Source organism: Streptomyces graminofaciens, from assembly GCF_030294945.1.
GTDB classification, from domain to species: domain Bacteria; phylum Actinomycetota; class Actinomycetes; order Streptomycetales; family Streptomycetaceae; genus Streptomyces; species Streptomyces graminofaciens.
Genome location: NZ_AP018448.1, coordinates 5906764 through 5921940 on the forward strand (window position 1 = coordinate 5906764; position 15177 = coordinate 5921940).

Genomic DNA, 15177 nt, shown 5'->3' on the forward strand with positions numbered 1-15177 from the left:
CCAAGCAACAACCGTCCAACCGCAAGAGACCGCCAGCCCAGCCACCAAGCAACAACCGTCCAACCGCCACGTACCGCAGGCCCGGTCGCCGGGCGACGGTGGTTGCCGTCCCGCGTCGGCCCGGTCAGTCGGCCCCGTCGTCCTCGCCCAGCAGCCGCAGTCGCGCACGCAGTTCGTCGGCTTGTCTTGGCTGGTTCGCCGCGACGGCCAGGGCGAGCGCCTGGTGATAGCGCTGCCGGGCGAGGGCGCGCTGCCCACGCCCCTCGGCGACCTCGGCCAGGGCCCGGAGCGCACGGGCCGTCTCCGAATCGGCTCCCACGGCACCGAGATCGGCCAGTGCTCCGGAGAGCAGCCGCTCCGCCTCGTCGAGCCCGCCCCGGAGCAGGGCGGACCGGCCGAGCAGGGTGGTGGCACGTGCCGCGTTGTAGGGGTCGTCCACGGCCACCAACGCGGCGCGTGCCGCGGCGGCACCTTCGGCGGCCCGCTCAGGCCGGCCGCGGGCGAGCTCGATGTCGGCCGCGTTGAGCCGGGCGAGCCCACCCGCCCGCTCGTCCCCGTGCCTCGGGAGTTCGACGGCCGCGCGGTCGAACAGCACGGCTGCTTCGTCCAGTTGCCCCAGGCGCTGATGAGCCAGTCCGCGGTAGTTGAGCGTACGGGCATGGCCGAGGAGGTCCCCGACGGAGGCGAAGAGCCTGGCCGCCTCCTCGAACATCTCCAGCGCCCGCTCGTGCCGTCCACGCCCCAGCTCGCCCTGGCCCCCGGACGTCAGCATCCGGCACGCGGCCTGTGTGTCGCCCACCTCGTGCGCCGCGACCAGCCCCTCCTCGTACACCGCGTGCCACTCGTCGTAGTGCTTGCGGCGGATGAAGAGCGGCCCCATGGCATCGGCGAGCTGCCAGCAGGCGGCCGCCGCGCCCGCCGCCCTGGCGTGCCGGATCACCGCCATCAACTGGGGCAGCTCCCGCTCCAGCCAGTCCAACGCCGCCCGTGGGCCGGGGCCGGGGTCCCCCTCGACCACCGGACCGGGACCGTAGGACCGCTCACGCAAAGGGTGGTACGGCTCGACGGCCTTCTCCGCCCGGGTCGCGGTGGCCAGATAGTGGTCGGCGATACGGCGGAACGCGGCGGCCCGTCCCGCCTCGGATTCGTCCTGCGCGGCCTTCTCGGTGGCGTGCAACCGGACGAGGTCGTGGAATCGGTAGCGGTCCTCGCCCACGTCGATCAGCAGATTGGCGTCGTACAGGTTCTCCAGCGACCGCTCCACATCGGGCAGGACGGCGCCGGACCCCGGCCCGTCGGCGGCGGACCCCGGCCCGTCGGCGGCGGACCCGCGCCCCAGGACCGCCGCCGCCACCGCGCTCCCGAACTCCCTTCCCGGGTGGACACCGAGCAGCCGGTAGAGCTGGGCCGCCGTCTCGGGCAGCCCCCGGTACGACAGGTCGAGCGCGGCGCGTACGCCGTGGTCGCCGTCGATCGCGAGCGCGTCCAACCGCCCCTGCTCGGCGGCAAGGGCCCGCACCATCGTGGTGATCCGTCTGCCCGGCCGGGCGGCGAGCCGGGCTCCCGCGACGCGCACGGCGAGCGGCAGCCCGGCGCACAGACCTACGAGGGCCCGGGCGTCGTCGGCCTGGGTGGCCACCCGATCGTCGGCGAGGGTCGCCGCGAGCAGCTCCATCGCCGCTTCCGGGGCGAGTGGCTCCAACTGCATCTGATAGCAGCCCTCGAGTGCCAGTCCGGACATCCGCCGACGGCTGGTCACGAGGGTGACGTTCGAGCCGCCCGGCAGCAGCGGCCGCACCTGGGCCGCCGATGCCGCGTCGTCGAGCAGGACCACGACGGCGCGCTCGGCGGTCAACGAGCGGTACAGCGCCGCCCGTTCCGCCAGACCGTGGGGCACCTGCCGGGGCGGCACGCCCAGGCCACGCAGGAATCCGCTCAGCACCTCGGCGGGATCTGCGGGCCCGGCCGGCGACTGGGCGCCCAGGTCCGCGTACAACTGGCCGTCCGGGAAATCCGGGCGCAGCCTGTGCAGCCAGGACAGGGCGAGGGCGGTCTTGCCCACCCCGCCCAGTCCGCTCACCGTGGCGAGGACGGGATGGCCCCGGCGGGCGGCGGAGGCCCGGTGGTGTTCCAGGCGCTCGACTTCGGCCGTGCGGGCGGTGAGGGGAACCGGGGGCGGGAGCTGCCACGGCAGCGGGGTGCGCGGCTGTGATGCGGCCGGATCGCCGGTACGGACGTGGACGTCGCCGTACACGACGGCGGCCTGCACGCTGGGACCGTGCACGACGCCGCTGAGCTCGTTGTGGTCGCCCCGTTCCTGCCCCCGCACGTCTCCCCCATCCGACGGGTAAGTACCGCCTCCTGGGGATGAGTATTTCCGCACGGCAATCGAACAACCGGTGCCGCACGGCGTGGTGCGTCGCAGACCTGTGACGTTGGTCGCCCCGTCAGTGACGGATCACTCGTAGACCACGGTGACGGGCGCGTGATCCGACCACCGCTCCCCATGCGTGGCCGCCCGCTCCACGACCCCCTTGACCGCCCTGCCGGCGAGCCCCGGTGTCGCGACCTGGTAGTCGATGCGCCAACCGCTGTCGTTGTCGAAGGCCCGCCCCCGGTAAGACCACCAGGTGTACGGCCCCTCGGCGTCCGGATGCAGCGCACGCAGCACATCCACGTACCCCCCGTCATCCGGCTCGAACACCCTCCCGAGCCACTCCCGCTCCTCGGGCAGGAACCCGGAGTTCTTGGTGTTGCCGCGCCAGTTCTTGAGGTCGGCCTCGCGGTGGGCGATGTTCCAGTCTCCGCACACCACGACCTCCCGTCCGCCCGCGGCGGCCCGCTCCCGCAGCTCCTTCAGGTAGGCGAGGAACTCCCCCATGAACCGGATCTTCTCGTCCTGGCGCTCGGTGCCGACCTCCCCGGAGGGCAGGTAGAGGCTGGCGACCGTGACCCCCGGCAGATCGGCTTCGACGTAGCGCCCGCTGTCGTCGAACTCCTCCGACCCGAAGCCCACCTGGATCCGGTCGGGCTCACGCCGGGTGTAGAGGGAGACCCCCGCGCGCCCCTTGGCGGCGGCCGGGGCGTGCACGACATGCCACCCGTCGGGCTGCCGCACCCCCTCGCTCAGCTGCTGCGGCTCGGCGCGCACCTCCTGCAGACAGATCGCGTCGGCGGAGGTGTCGGCGAGCCACTCCACGAAGCCCTTCTTGGCGGCGGCCCGCAGCCCGTTCACATTTACAGAGGTCACAGTGAGCACCTCGGCACGATACCGGCACACTGGGACGCGCAGACAACAGCCGAGCGCATGGATATACGATAATCAACATGAATATACGTCCCGTCCCGTTCGACCATCCCGACGCCGTGAAGCTCAACGACCAGGTACAGGCCGAGTACGCGGTGCGCTACGGCGACGGCGGCGACGAGACCCATCTGGACCCGGCGATGTTCGCCCCGCCCTCGGGCCTCTATCTGATCGCGTACGACGACTCGGAGAGCCCCGTCGCCACGGGCGGCTGGCGTTCCCAGGAGACGAACCCCGAGGGCTATCTGGACGGCGACGCCGAGCTCAAGCGCATGTTCGTCGTCCCCCAGGCCCGCGGTCTCGGCCTCGCCCGCCGCATCCTGGCCGCCCTGGAGGAGGACGCCCGCGCGGCCGGCCGCCTCCGCATGGTCCTGGAGACCGGCGACAAGCAGCCGGAGGCCATCGCCCTCTACGCCTCCAGCGGCTACGAACTCTGCCCCAAGTTCGGCTACTACCGCGACAGCCCGCTGAGCCGCTGCTTCGCGAAGGCCCTGTAGAAACCCGCGGCCAACACGTCGAAGCCCCAGTCGGTGTTCACCGACTGGGGCTTCGAGCTGCGTGGACCTGTGGGGATTTGAACCCCAGACCCCCTCGATGCGAACGAGGTGCGCTACCGGACTGCGCCACAGGCCCTTGCAACGAGTGAAACTCTAGCATCCCGATCCGGGTGCTTGGAAATCCGTTCCCGGCTGGTCAGCGGAGCAGGAAATCCGACGGCGACGCCGGGTCACTCGTTCGCCGCCCGGGGCCGGTCGCCGTCCTCGTACTGGTCGAAGAGGGGTGTGCGGCCCCGCTCACGGGAGCGCCGGGCGGAGGCCGCGCGGCGGGCGTCCGAGCGGCCGTCGTCGGGGGCGCCGGCCACCTCCGGGTGCTCGTCGGCGTCGGGTTCCGGCTCCTCCGGCTCCCGCGAGGAGCCGTTCGGGTCGGCCGAACTCGACCGCGCGGAACTCCACGCGTCCGGCGCCCCGAGGTCCACGTCGGACGTGCTCCGAGGGGCCACCGGCGCGGTCACGTACGTCGGGAGCGGCACGGGCACCGGGTCCCAGCTGTCGCCGTGGCCCGGTCGCCGCTGCCGCTCGCGCTGCTGGTCGACCCACTCGGCGTGGTCGGTCTGCTCGACGAGGGCACGGCGGTCGGCGGCGAGCGCGGTGAGGTCGGGCCTGGTCTCCTCCGACTCGGGTCCGTCCTCCGGCTCGTCGAGGTCCGGCTCGGGCTGCGGCCGCCGCCGGGGCCGGCTCTCCCTCAGCCGCTGCGCCGCCACCTCGGCCCGCCGCCGGTCCATGGTGAAGGCGAACCGCCGCCGCTCCTGGACACGCAGGTGCGCGATGTACGCGCTCAGCAGCACCGCCGGTACGGCGGGCGCCCACAGGAACGCGACCCCGCCGACCGCCGCGACGACCGCGCCGAGCGTGAAGGCCATGAAGAGCATCACGGTCGTACGCCGTCGGCGCGCGAGCGCCTTCGAGCGCCGGGCCCGTGCCTTGGCCTCCGCCGAGGAGCCTCGGCGAGCGCCGGATACTCGCTTCGCGGGAGCGGGCTTGGCGGCGGACTTACCGGCCGGCTTCGCGGCGGACTTACCGGTGGGCTTGCCCGTGGGCTTGCTGGCGGCCTGGGCGGCCTGGGCGGCGGAAGCGTGGGCCGCACCGGACCCGGCGGACGCACCTGACGTACCTGACGCACCCGACGCCGCTGCCGCCCTGCCCGCCTGGCGTGCGCCCTGCTGCGGTGACACCCCGGGCTGCGACGGCTCACCCCGCTCCACCGGGAGTTGGGCCTTCGTCTGCGCCCTGTACGGGGGCATGGCGAAGGCCCGGACGTCCACCGAGTCGGTGACGGCGTCCGGATCGGCGCTGGGCTCCCCCTCGTCGGCGGAGCGCGCCCGCAGGTCCTTGGCGTATCGGCGCTCCATCCCCGCCCGGCCGGAAAGCAGCCGGATGGCGGTGCTGAAGCGTTCCGTCGGACGGGCTTCGTTCAGCTCGTCCTGCCTACGGAGCCACATCGGCACCAAGTAGGCGGCCCAGGCCCCGACGATGACTGCGTAGATGAGGCCGCTGCTGCTCACGCCTCACACCGTAGAGGGGTTTCCGCGAGGCCATCGGCCAATTGGGCCGGTGTGTCGCACGATCCGGCTGATATTTCGAGCTTTTTTTGTGACCGATGCGATCAGCAGGCTGCCGAGAGCGTGAAATTAACGCACCGAGACCGCTTCGACTCGATCACCAATGATACGAATATTTCGAACACTTATTTCATTTACCGTTGTTGCGGCCTTCCGGCGCCGCGTCCCGCGCCCGTTCCCGCTGCCAGCGGCCGAGCAGGCCCTCGGGCACTTCCTCGGCGGTGAGCGCGAAGACGAGATGGTCACGCCAGGCACCGTCGATGTGAAGATATCGTGGACGAATCCCTTCGTCGCGGAATCCGAGTTTCTCCACGACCCGCCGACTGGGGCGGTTCTCGGGGCGAATGCAGACCTCGATGCGGTGCAGCCCGACGGTCCGGAAGCAGTGGTCGACGACGAGCGCGACCGCCGTGGGGATCACGCCCCGCCCGGCGACCGACTCGTCGATCCAGTAGCCGACGTGCCCGGAGCACATCGAGCCCCAGGTGATCCCGGCGACCGTCAACTGCCCTACGAGCCGCCCCTGGTACTCGACCACGAACGGCAGCATCCGGCCCGCGTGCGCCTCCGAGCGCAGATGGCGGACCATCTGACGGTACGTCGGCCGGTGCGCTATGGGCCCGCTGGGCGTGGGCGGCGGAATCGTCGCCTCCCAGGGCCGCAGCCAGTCCCGGTTGCGCCGGTTGACCTCGCGCCAGGCCCGTTGGTCGCGCAGCTTTATGGGCCTCAGGACGACCTCGCCGTCCGTCAGCACGACAGGCCAGGATGGGCTGTTCAGCTCGCACCCCCATGGGGTCCGGAGGGGTCAGCGTCGGCCGCGGGGCGCTCGCCGACGGCCGGTCTCGGGTGGTCGCCGCCGCGGATCTGGTCGACGGCGTGGATCAGGAGGGGCGCCAGGACGGCCAGGCCGTCCCGCACCCCGCCGGTGGAGCCGGGCAGGTTGACGATCAGGGTGCGGCCCGCGACTCCGGCGAGGCCCCGGGAGAGCGCCGCCGTGGGCACCTTCTCCCGGCCGTACGCGCGGATCGCCTCGGGGATGCCCGGCACCTCGTGGTCGAGCACCGCGCGGGTCGCCTCGGGGGTGCGGTCGGTCGGCGAGACGCCCGTACCGCCGGTCGTCACGATCACGTCGTACCCGGCGTCGACGCCCGCCCGCAGCGCCGCCTCCACCGGGTCGCCGTCGGGCACGACCTGCGGGCCCTCGACGGCGAAGCCGAACCCCGAGAGCCCCTGGGCGATCAGGGGCCCGCCCTTGTCCTCGTACACCCCGGCGGCGGCCCGGTTGGAGGCGGTCACGACCAGGGCGCGGTAAGGGGAGGCCGGGGCGTCGCCGACCGGCGCGCTCCCGGTGGGTGGATGCGGTGAGGTTGTCATGACCGGCTCCAGTCGCCGGACTTGCCGCCCGTCTTCTCCTCCACGCGCACGTCCGTGATGACCGCCCCCTTGTCGACCGCCTTGACCATGTCGATCACGGTGAGCGCGGCGACGGAGACCGCGGTCAGGGCCTCCATCTCGACGCCCGTGCGGTCCGTGGTCTTCACGGTGGCGAGGATCTCGACCGCGTCGTCCGCGACCGACAGGTCGAGCTTGACGCCCGACACCGACAGCGGGTGGCAGAGCGGGATGAGGTCGGGGGTGCGCTTGGCACCCATGATGCCCGCGATACGCGCGGTGGCGAGAGCGTCGCCCTTGGGGACGCCCTCGCCCCGGAGCAGTTCGACCACCTCGGGCGAGATCAGGACGCGGCCACTGGCGCGGGCGGTGCGCGCGGTCACGTCCTTCCCCGATACGTCGACCATGCGCGCGGCGCCCGCCTCGTCGATGTGGGTCAGTCGGTCCTGCGGCGTACTCATGGTGGTGTGGCGCTCCCGGTCCGGGCCCGGCGCGGTGCGGCGCGCGGCCTGTTGTGCGCGACACGGTACGCCACCCTCGGCGGTTCGGCCGAGCAGGACCACCCGCTCCCCCGGCCGGTCGGCCGAGCGACACCGTGCCGGCACCCGGCCGGTCAGCCGAGCAGGACGACCTCGACCTCCGTACCGGGCTCCGCCGACTCGACGCCCTCGGGGATCACGATGAGCGCGTCGGCCTGCGCGAGGGCCGCGACCAGGTGCGATCCCGCGCCCCCTACGGGGGTGACCCTGCCCTCGGCGTACGAACCCCGCAGATACTGCCGGCGCCCGGCGGGCGAGGTCAGTGCCTTGGGCGCGTCCAGGGTGGCGGTGACCGTGGGCCGGTGGACGTCCGTCAGGCCCATCAGCGTACGGATCGCGGGCCGGACGAAGATCTCGAAGGAGACGTACGACGACACGGGGTTGCCGGGAAGGGCGAGCAGCGGGATGTGGTCGGGGCCGATCGTGCCGAAGCCCTGGGGCTTGCCGGGCTGCATGGCGAGCTTGCGGAACTCGATGCCGGCGCCCTCCTCGTCCTCGTCGCCGACGGACTCCAGGGCCTCCTTGACGACGTCGTACGCCCCGACGCTCACGCCTCCCGTGGTGACCACCAGGTCGGCGCGGACGAGCTGGTCGTCGATGGTGGAGCGGAGCGTCTCGGCGTCGTCGGCGACGGCGCCCACGCGGTAGGCGATCGCCCCGGCGTCGCGGGCGGCGGCGGTCAGCGCGAAGCTGTTGGAGTCGTAGATCTGGCCGGTGGCCAACTCGCCGCCCGGCGGGATCAGTTCGCTGCCGGTGGAGAGCACCACCACGCGCGGGCGCGGGCGCACGCGTACCGAGGCGCGGCCGATGGCGGCCAGCAGGGCGATCTGCGGCGGGCCGAGGATCGTGCCGGCGGCGAGGGCGCGGTCGCCCGCCTTCACATCGCTGCCCTTCGCGCGTACGTGCGCGCGTGCCTCGGCGGCGCGGTGGACGGCGACCTGGCCGGTGGCGCCCTCGGGGCTCGCGCTGCGGGCCCGCATCCCGGAGACGGGGCCCTCGCCGAGGCCGCCGTCGGTCCACTCCACGGGGACGACCGCCTCGGCGCCGGGCGGCAGGGGGGCGCCGGTCATGATGCGGGCGGCCTCGCCGGGGCCGACCTGGACCTGCTCGGCCTGGCCCGCCGCCACGTCCCCGACGACCGTGAGCACGGCCGGGAACTCCTCGCTCGCGCCCGCGATGTCCGCGACCCGCACCGCGTACCCGTCCATCGAGCTGTTGTCGAACGGCGGCAGCGACAGCGGCACCGTGACGTCCTCGACCAGGACGCAGCCCTGGGCGTCGAGGAGTTGCAGCTCGATGGGTTCCAGGGGGTGGACGGTGGCGAGGATGTCCTCCAGGTGTTCGGTCACCGACCAGAGGTGGTCCGGGTCGGTGGCGGGGGTGGCGGCGCTGCTCAAAGTGGCTACATCTCCTCGGCTACGTAACTGCGAAGCCAGGTCCGGAAGTCCGGGCCCAGGTCCTCACGTTCGCATGCGAGCCTGACAATGGCACGCAGATAGTCGCCACGGTCGCCGGTGTCATAGCGGCGGCCCTTGAAGACCACGCCGTGCACGGGACCGCCGACCTTCTCGTCCGCGGCGAGCTGCTGGAGGGCGTCGGTGAGCTGGATCTCGCCGCCGCGGCCCGGCTCGGTCTTGCGCAGTATCCCGAAGATGCTGGGGTCGAGGACGTAGCGCCCGATGACCGCGTAGCTGGACGGGGCGTCCGCCGGGTCGGGCTTCTCGACCAGGCCGGTCACCCGGACGACGTCGCTGTCCTCGGTGGCCTCCACGGCCGCGCAGCCGTAGAGGTGGATCTGCTCGGGTGCGACCTCCATGAGCGCGATGACGCTGCCGCCGCTCTGCTCCTGGACCTCGACCATGCGCTTGAGGAGCGGGTCGCGGGGGTCGATCAGGTCGTCGCCGAGGAGGACGGCGAAGGGCTCCTGGCCGACGTGCGGTGCGGCGCAGAGCACGGCGTGCCCGAGGCCCCTGGGGTCGCCCTGGCGGACGTAGTGGATGGTCGCGAGGTCGCTGGACTCCTGGACCTTGGCCAGTCGGCCGGCGTCGCCCTTCTTCTGCAGGGCCGACTCCAGCTCGTAGTTGCGGTCGAAGTGGTCCTCGAGGGGCCGCTTGTTCCGACCGGTGATCATCAGGACATCGTCCAGCCCCGCCGACGCGGCCTCTTCGACCACGTACTGGATCGCCGGCTTGTCCACGACCGGCAGCATCTCCTTGGGAGTGGCTTTGGTGGCCGGCAGGAAGCGGGTTCCGAGACCCGCGGCGGGGATGACAGCCTTGCTGATCCTGGGGTTCGCCTCAGTCATGCCCGCAACCTTATCCGGTGCCTTTATGAAGAATCTGTGGTTCCGGTTAATTCGCTCTCATATAAGCCGATTACGAAGGGTACTGGAGCAACCTGTGAGTCAGATGGGTCCCGGAGCGGAGCCTGCCAAGCGAATGTTGCGCAAAGAGTTCCTCATGGTGAGAGGCAGGTTGACGGCCGATGACGTCCGGAGAACGGCCGAGGCCCTTGCCGCCCGCGCCCTGGACCTGCCCGAGCTGGCGCATGGGCGCACGGTCGCGGCGTACGTCTCCGTGGGGAGCGAGCCCGGCACGCTCGCGCTCCTCAACGCGCTCCGCGCGCGCGGGGTGCGCGTCCTGCTGCCGGTCCTGCTGGCGGACAACGACCTCGACTGGGGCGCGTACGAGGGCGAGGGTTCCCTCGCGCGCGTGCAGCACGGCGGTGGCCGGATGGCCCTGCTGGAGCCCGTCGGTGAGCGGCTCGGCCCGGACGCCGTGACCGGCGCCGACGCCGTCCTGCTGCCGGGCCTCGCCGTGGACGCGCGCGGGATGCGCCTGGGCCGCGGCGGCGGCTCGTACGACCGTGTCCTGGCCCGCCTCGAACGCGCGGGCGCCGACCCGGCCCTGGTGGTCCTGCTGTACGACTCGGAGGTCGTGGACCGCGTCCCCGAGGAGCCGCACGACCGTCCGGTGCACGCGGTGGTGACGCCTTCGGGGGTGCGGCGCTTCAGATGACCGGCGCATGAAAAACGGCCCCCACGCGTGCGTGGAGGCCGTTTCCGTCGGCAGCCGGTGACTGGCTACGGCTTGAGCAGCAGCGTGTCACTCGTGTTCTTGTCGACCGCCTTCTCCGAGAAGGACCAGGTCAGCAGCTCGCCCTTGACCCACTCGTCCGTCTGGTCGGTGTAGTGGGCGTTGTAGGCGTGCCCGGAGGCGCCGGTGAGGTTGATCCACTTGGACTTGTCGAGGTCGCCGAGGTTGACCACCATCCGCATCGACGGCACCCACACGACCTCGTAGCCTCCGGCCGCGTTCCAGCCGGTGGCGTTGACCGTGGCCTCGCCGCCGCCCAGCTTCCAGGGGCCGCGGTTGAGCAGGTACTGCACGATGTCGGGGCCCTCGGTGCCGAGCGTCTGGTTCTTCAGGAACAGGCGGTGCAGCCGGCCCCAGCTCCAGGTGTCGATGTCCTTGCCGAGCTTGGCGGTCAGCTCCCAACGGGCGTCGCGCATGGCCCGCTTGAACAGCTCGTCACGGGTGTCGGCGGCCGTCTGGGTGCGCGTCTTCGGCGTGGACCACCAGTTGTTGTCCTCGTCGTCGATGATCCGGCGGACCACCTCGAACCAGCGGTCGCCGCCGTCCGGCTGCGCCTGGTCCGCGTCACGCTGACCGCACTCGCGCACGGCCTGGTTCGCGTCTGCGGGCCCGGTGGTGTCGACCGGCGCGACGTACAGGCACTGGCCCTCGACCCGCAGCTCCTTGGGCAGCTTGTTGCCGAAGGCGAGCTTGAGGATGTTGCGCCACACCGAGTTGAAGTAGGCGGCGGCCGCCGAGTCGGCGTCCTGGGTGTAGTCCCAGCCCTCCAGCAGCTTCTGCGCCTCGCGGACGTGCTTGTCGTCGACGTCGATCTTGAGCAGCAGGGGCACCAGCAGCTTGGCGATCTCGCTGCTGTTGTCCATCTGCATCTGACGCATGTCGTCGGACGAGATCTTGCCGCCGTCCTTGATCTTCGACTCGATCAGGCTGGAGATCCGCTGCGCGCGCGTGCCGTAGCCCCAGTCCGTGGTGAGGGTGTACGGGTACTTCTTGTCGACGACGGCCTGGTTGGCGGTGACGATGTAGCCGCGCTTGGGGTTGTACTCGTAGGGCAGTTCGTCCTGGTCGATGTACCCGGTCCAGCGGTACTTCGCGTCCCAGCCCGGCGCCGGCACCGAACCGTCGCCCTTGCCGCGCGTGGGGATCTTGCCCGGCAGCTGGTAGCCGATGTTGTCCTTGGTGTCGGCGTAGATCAGGTTCTGCGAGGGGACGTCGAACAGGGCGGCGGCCTTGCGGAAGTCGGTCCAGTTCGCGGCCTTGTCCATGGCGAAGACGGCGTCCATGGAGGTGCCCGCTTCCAGGGCGGTCCAGCGCAGGGCGATGCCGTAGCCGTCGCCGCGGTCGGGTGCGTCCTGGTCGACCTCGGCCTTCCTGCCGACCTTGACGAGCTCGTCGTTGCGGTCGGACAGCAGGGGGCCGTTGTTGGTGGTGCGGACGACGATCTTCTTGGACTCGCCCCCGGCGACCTTGATGGTCTCCTCACGGGTGTCGAACGGCAGCACCTTCTCGCCGAACTGGTACCCGTCGCCGGTGAGCTTCTCCAGGTAGAGGTCCGTGACGTCGACCCCGGAGTTGGTCATGCCCCAGGCGATGTTCCCGTTGTGGCCGATGACCACGCCGGGCATGCCCGCGAAGGTGTAGCCGGCGACGTCGTACTGGCACTTGCTGGTGACGGCCTTGCAGTGCAGGCCCATCTGGTACCAGACCGACGGCAGCGTCGCCGACAGGTGCGGGTCGTTGGCGAGCAGCGGCTTGCCGGTGATGGTGTGGTCGCCGGAGACGACCCAGGAGTTGGAGCCGATGCCGTTGCCGTTCACGCCGACCGCGTCGGGGATGTCCTCCAGGACCTTGTAGAGGCCCGTCAGCTGGGTGGTGACGGCCGAGGAGTCCGAGGAGGTCCCCGCGGTGCTCCCGGTCGTTCCCGTGCCCGCGGTGCCCTGCGTGGAGCCGGTGGCGTTCTGCGTGCCCGCGGCGCCCGGGGTGCCCGCGGTGCCCTGGCTCGGCGTCGAGCCGTCGGTCCAGGTCTTGGTGAGCTCGTCGTACGAGCCCGTCTGCACGATCGTCTTGTTCCGGTCGTACGGGTACGCCGGGTACAGATCGGCGATCTGCTTCGGGCCGAGGCGGCTGGTCATCAGAGCGCGGTCGATCTCGTCCTGCATGTTGCCGCGCAGGTCCCAGGCCATCGCCTTCAGCCAGGCGACCGAGTCGACCGGGGTCCACTTCTCGGGCTTGTAGTCGTTGACGAAGCCCAGGGCCGCGTACTCCAGGGAGATGTCCTCGCCGTCCTTGCCTGACAGGTAGGCGTTGACCCCCTTGGCGTACGCGTCGAGGTACTTCTTCGTCTCCGCCGAGAGCGTGCTCTTGTACTCCTGCTCGGCGACGCGGTCCCAGCCGAGGGTGCGCAGGAACTCGTCGTTGTCGACCTGGCTCTCACCGAACATCTCCGAGAGGCGGCCGGCCGTCAGGTGGCGGCGCACGTCCATCTCGTAGAACCGGTCCTGCGCCTGGACGTAGCCCTGCGCCATGAACAGGTCCTCGTCGGAGGAGGCGTAGATCTGGGGTATGCCGTAGCCGTCGCGCTTGACGTCGACCGGCCCGGACAGGCCGTCCAGGGTGATCGAACCCTTGGTCTGCGGGAAGGAGGCGCGGACGGTGCTGACCGACCAGAACGCCCCGTAACCGACGCCTCCGATGATGGCCAGGACCAGAATGATCAGGAGAAGTCGGACTTTCCGCCCCTTCTTCCTGCCGGACTTGCCGGACTGCTGGCCGGAGGAGGCGGTGGTGTTGGGGGGCATCGCTGTCCTTGCTGTCCTAACACGAGCGGCAGGTCGGGCTGTGCTTTGTACTGAACGCTGGAGCAACCATAGGCGCAGGGCCCGACACGACTTGACGCGGAGTCGAGAACTGGCGCGGACGGACGTTCGATCTTGCCCTCTGGAGCGTCAAGAAATCGTCAAGAGTTAGGTAAGGTAACGAAGTGTTGGCGCTGAAGTAACCGCAGCACACCTGCTTCCGTGATCGGCTTTCGCAGGTCCACGCACGCGTGGACCCCGCCCCGGGGACTCGGTTCCGGCGCTCCAACCCCATACACAGCTCGGACCCACGCACCCTGACGCGCGGGTCCGGATCGGCGAGAAAGGAACGGCCGCTGACTGTTCACCACCTCAACCAGCTCCTGCTCGTCTGCTCGCTCGTCCTGCTCGTCGCTGTGGCCGCGGTCCGGATCTCGTCGCGCAGCGGGCTCCCCAGCCTGCTCGTCTACCTGGGCATCGGCGTCGCGATGGGCCAGGACGGCATCGGCGACATCCAGTTCGACAACGCCGAACTGACCCAGGTCATCGGCTACGCGGCCCTCGTCGTGATCCTGGCGGAGGGTGGCCTCGGCACGAAGTGGAAGGAGATCAAACCGGCTCTGCCTGCCGCCGCCTCGCTGGCGCTGGTCGGAGTCGCGGTGAGCGTCGGCGTCACGGCCGCGGGCGCGCACTACCTGATCGGGCTGGAGTGGCGGCAGTCACTCATCATCGGGGCGGTGGTCTCCTCCACGGACGCCGCCGCGGTCTTCTCCGTCCTGCGGAAAATCCCCCTCCCCGCGCGTGTGACGGGCACTTTGGAGGCCGAGTCCGGCTTCAACGACGCCCCGGTGGTCATCCTCGTCGTCTCGCTGTCCCAGACGGGGCAGGTCGAACACTGGTACGTCCTGATCGGCAAAATAGCCCTGGAGCTGGCCATCGGCGCGGCGATCGGCCTCGCCAGCGGCTGGCTCGGCGCCTACGCGATGCGGCATGTGGCGCTGCCCGCCTCCGGCCTCTACCCGATCGCCGTCATGGCCATCGCCGTCACCGCGTACGCCGCCGGCGCGCTCGCCCACGGCAGCGGATTCCTCGCCGTCTACCTGGCCTCCATGGTGCTCGGCAACTCCAAGCTGCCGCACTGGCCGGCCACGCGCGGCTTCGCCGAGGGGCTCGGCTGGATCGCCCAGATCGGCATGTTCGTGCTGCTCGGCCTGCTGGTCACCCCGCACGAGATGGGCGACGACATCTGGCCCGCGCTCGTCATCGGCCTGGCGCTGACCATGGTGGCCCGGCCGCTGAGCGTCGTCGTGGCGCTGCTGCCGTTCCGGCTGCCCTGGCGTGAGCAGACACTGCTGTCATGGGCCGGACTGCGCGGCGCGGTGCCCATCATCCTGGCGACGATCCCCATGGTCGAGGGCGTCGAGGCCAACCGCCAGATCTTCAACATCGTCTTCGTCCTGGTCGTCGTCTACACCCTCCTACAGGGCCCGACACTGCCGTGGCTGGCCGCCAAGCTCCGCCTGGGCGGCGACCCGGAGGCCGCCGACCTCGGCATCGAGTCGGCCCCCCTGGAGCGCCTGCGCGGCCATCTCCTGTCCGTCGCCATCCCGGAGAAGTCCCGGATGCACGGCGTCGAGGTCAACGAACTGCGACTGCCCGCGGGCGCCGCCGTCACCCTCGTCGTCCGCGACGGCACGTCCTTCGTCCCCCTGCCGTCCACGGTGCTGCGGCGCGGCGACGAGCTGCTGGTGGTCGCCACCGATCCCGTCCGGGACGCCGCGGAGAAGCGGCTGAGGGCCGTCGGCCAGGGCGGAAAGCTGGCGGGGTGGCTGGGGGCCGGGAACGGCGCGTCGCGGAGTTAGGCGAGGGGGCCGGCGACCGGGTCGACGGCAGGTTCGTACCGTTCACACCCTCCTGAATCAGAGGCGGG

12 protein-coding genes and 1 tRNA gene are annotated in these 15177 nt (G+C 71.2%); 3 read left to right on the forward strand and 10 right to left on the reverse strand.

Going from position 1 to position 15177, the window contains the following annotated elements; all coding sequences use genetic code 11:
- Positions 1-124: 124 nt before the first annotated feature.
- A complete protein-coding gene (locus SGFS_RS25260) occupies positions 125-2329 on the reverse strand; it encodes an ATP-binding protein (protein ID WP_286253672.1) in 2205 nt (734 codons plus the stop codon).
- Positions 2330-2458: 129 nt separating this feature from the next.
- Entirely contained in the window at positions 2459-3250 is a 792-nt protein-coding gene (locus tag SGFS_RS25265; protein WP_286260052.1) for an exodeoxyribonuclease III, read from the reverse strand.
- A 77-nt stretch (positions 3251-3327) separates the two neighbouring features.
- Between SGFS_RS25265 and SGFS_RS25270 the strand changes: the two genes are divergently transcribed.
- Positions 3328-3804, forward strand: a complete 477-nt coding sequence (locus SGFS_RS25270; RefSeq protein ID WP_286253673.1) for a GNAT family N-acetyltransferase — start codon at positions 3328-3330, stop codon at positions 3802-3804.
- Positions 3805-3866: 62 nt separating this feature from the next.
- Here SGFS_RS25270 and SGFS_RS25275 read toward each other — a convergent pair.
- The 7 genes from SGFS_RS25275 to galU form a co-directional block, all read right to left on the reverse strand.
- Positions 3867-3940: transfer RNA gene (locus tag SGFS_RS25275), tRNA-Ala, on the reverse strand.
- 94 nt (positions 3941-4034) lie between these two features.
- Entirely contained in the window at positions 4035-5369 is a 1335-nt protein-coding gene (gene sepX / locus SGFS_RS25280) for a divisome protein SepX/GlpR (protein ID WP_286253674.1), read from the reverse strand.
- A 187-nt stretch (positions 5370-5556) separates the two neighbouring features.
- Positions 5557-6180, reverse strand: coding sequence for a GNAT family N-acetyltransferase (locus tag SGFS_RS25285; RefSeq protein ID WP_286253675.1), 624 nt, complete (start codon positions 6178-6180; stop codon positions 5557-5559).
- 20 nt (positions 6181-6200) lie between these two features.
- Positions 6201-6800, reverse strand: a complete 600-nt coding sequence (locus SGFS_RS25290; protein ID WP_286253676.1) for a MogA/MoaB family molybdenum cofactor biosynthesis protein — start codon at positions 6798-6800, stop codon at positions 6201-6203.
- Positions 6797-7279 (reverse strand): cyclic pyranopterin monophosphate synthase MoaC, encoded by a 483-nt coding sequence (moaC, locus tag SGFS_RS25295; RefSeq protein WP_286253677.1) that lies wholly within the window; start codon positions 7277-7279, stop codon positions 6797-6799. Before moaC ends, SGFS_RS25290 begins: the two co-directional genes overlap by 4 nt.
- A gap of 152 nt (positions 7280-7431) precedes the next feature.
- Positions 7432-8754 (reverse strand): molybdotransferase-like divisome protein Glp, encoded by a 1323-nt coding sequence (glp, locus tag SGFS_RS25300; protein WP_286253678.1) that lies wholly within the window; start codon positions 8752-8754, stop codon positions 7432-7434.
- 5 nt (positions 8755-8759) lie between these two features.
- Entirely contained in the window at positions 8760-9662 is a 903-nt protein-coding gene (gene galU / locus SGFS_RS25305) for a UTP--glucose-1-phosphate uridylyltransferase GalU (protein ID WP_286253679.1), read from the reverse strand.
- Positions 9663-9816: 154 nt separating this feature from the next.
- On the opposite strand from galU, the gene SGFS_RS25310 reads away from it, so the two are divergent.
- The gene (locus tag SGFS_RS25310; RefSeq protein WP_286253680.1) at positions 9817-10374 is read left to right on the forward strand and encodes a 5-formyltetrahydrofolate cyclo-ligase; all 558 of its coding nucleotides are present in this window, start codon (positions 9817-9819) and stop codon (positions 10372-10374) included.
- Positions 10375-10439: 65 nt separating this feature from the next.
- Here the strand turns inward: SGFS_RS25310 and SGFS_RS25315 are convergent, their stop codons facing one another.
- Positions 10440-13250: a penicillin acylase family protein gene (locus SGFS_RS25315; RefSeq protein WP_286253681.1), complete on the reverse strand. Its 2811-nt coding sequence runs from the start codon at positions 13248-13250 to the stop codon at positions 10440-10442.
- A gap of 290 nt (positions 13251-13540) precedes the next feature.
- Between SGFS_RS25315 and SGFS_RS25320 the strand changes: the two genes are divergently transcribed.
- Entirely contained in the window at positions 13541-15109 is a 1569-nt protein-coding gene (locus SGFS_RS25320; RefSeq protein ID WP_434028212.1) for a potassium/proton antiporter, read from the forward strand.
- The last annotated feature ends 68 nt before the right edge of the window (positions 15110-15177 follow it).

Coding starts and splice junctions, on each gene's coding strand:
- SGFS_RS25290 (WP_286253676.1), bottom strand. CDS start 6,800: ATGACAACCTCACCGCATCCACCCACCGGGAGCGCGCCGGTCGGCGAC.
- SGFS_RS25270 (WP_286253673.1), top strand. CDS start 3,328: ATGAATATACGTCCCGTCCCGTTCGACCATCCCGACGCCGTGAAGCTC.
- galU (WP_286253679.1), bottom strand. CDS start 9,662: ATGACTGAGGCGAACCCCAGGATCAGCAAGGCTGTCATCCCCGCCGCG.
- moaC (WP_286253677.1), bottom strand. CDS start 7,279: ATGAGTACGCCGCAGGACCGACTGACCCACATCGACGAGGCGGGCGCC.
- SGFS_RS25310 (WP_286253680.1), top strand. CDS start 9,817: ATGGTGAGAGGCAGGTTGACGGCCGATGACGTCCGGAGAACGGCCGAG.
- SGFS_RS25315 (WP_286253681.1), bottom strand. CDS start 13,250: ATGCCCCCCAACACCACCGCCTCCTCCGGCCAGCAGTCCGGCAAGTCC.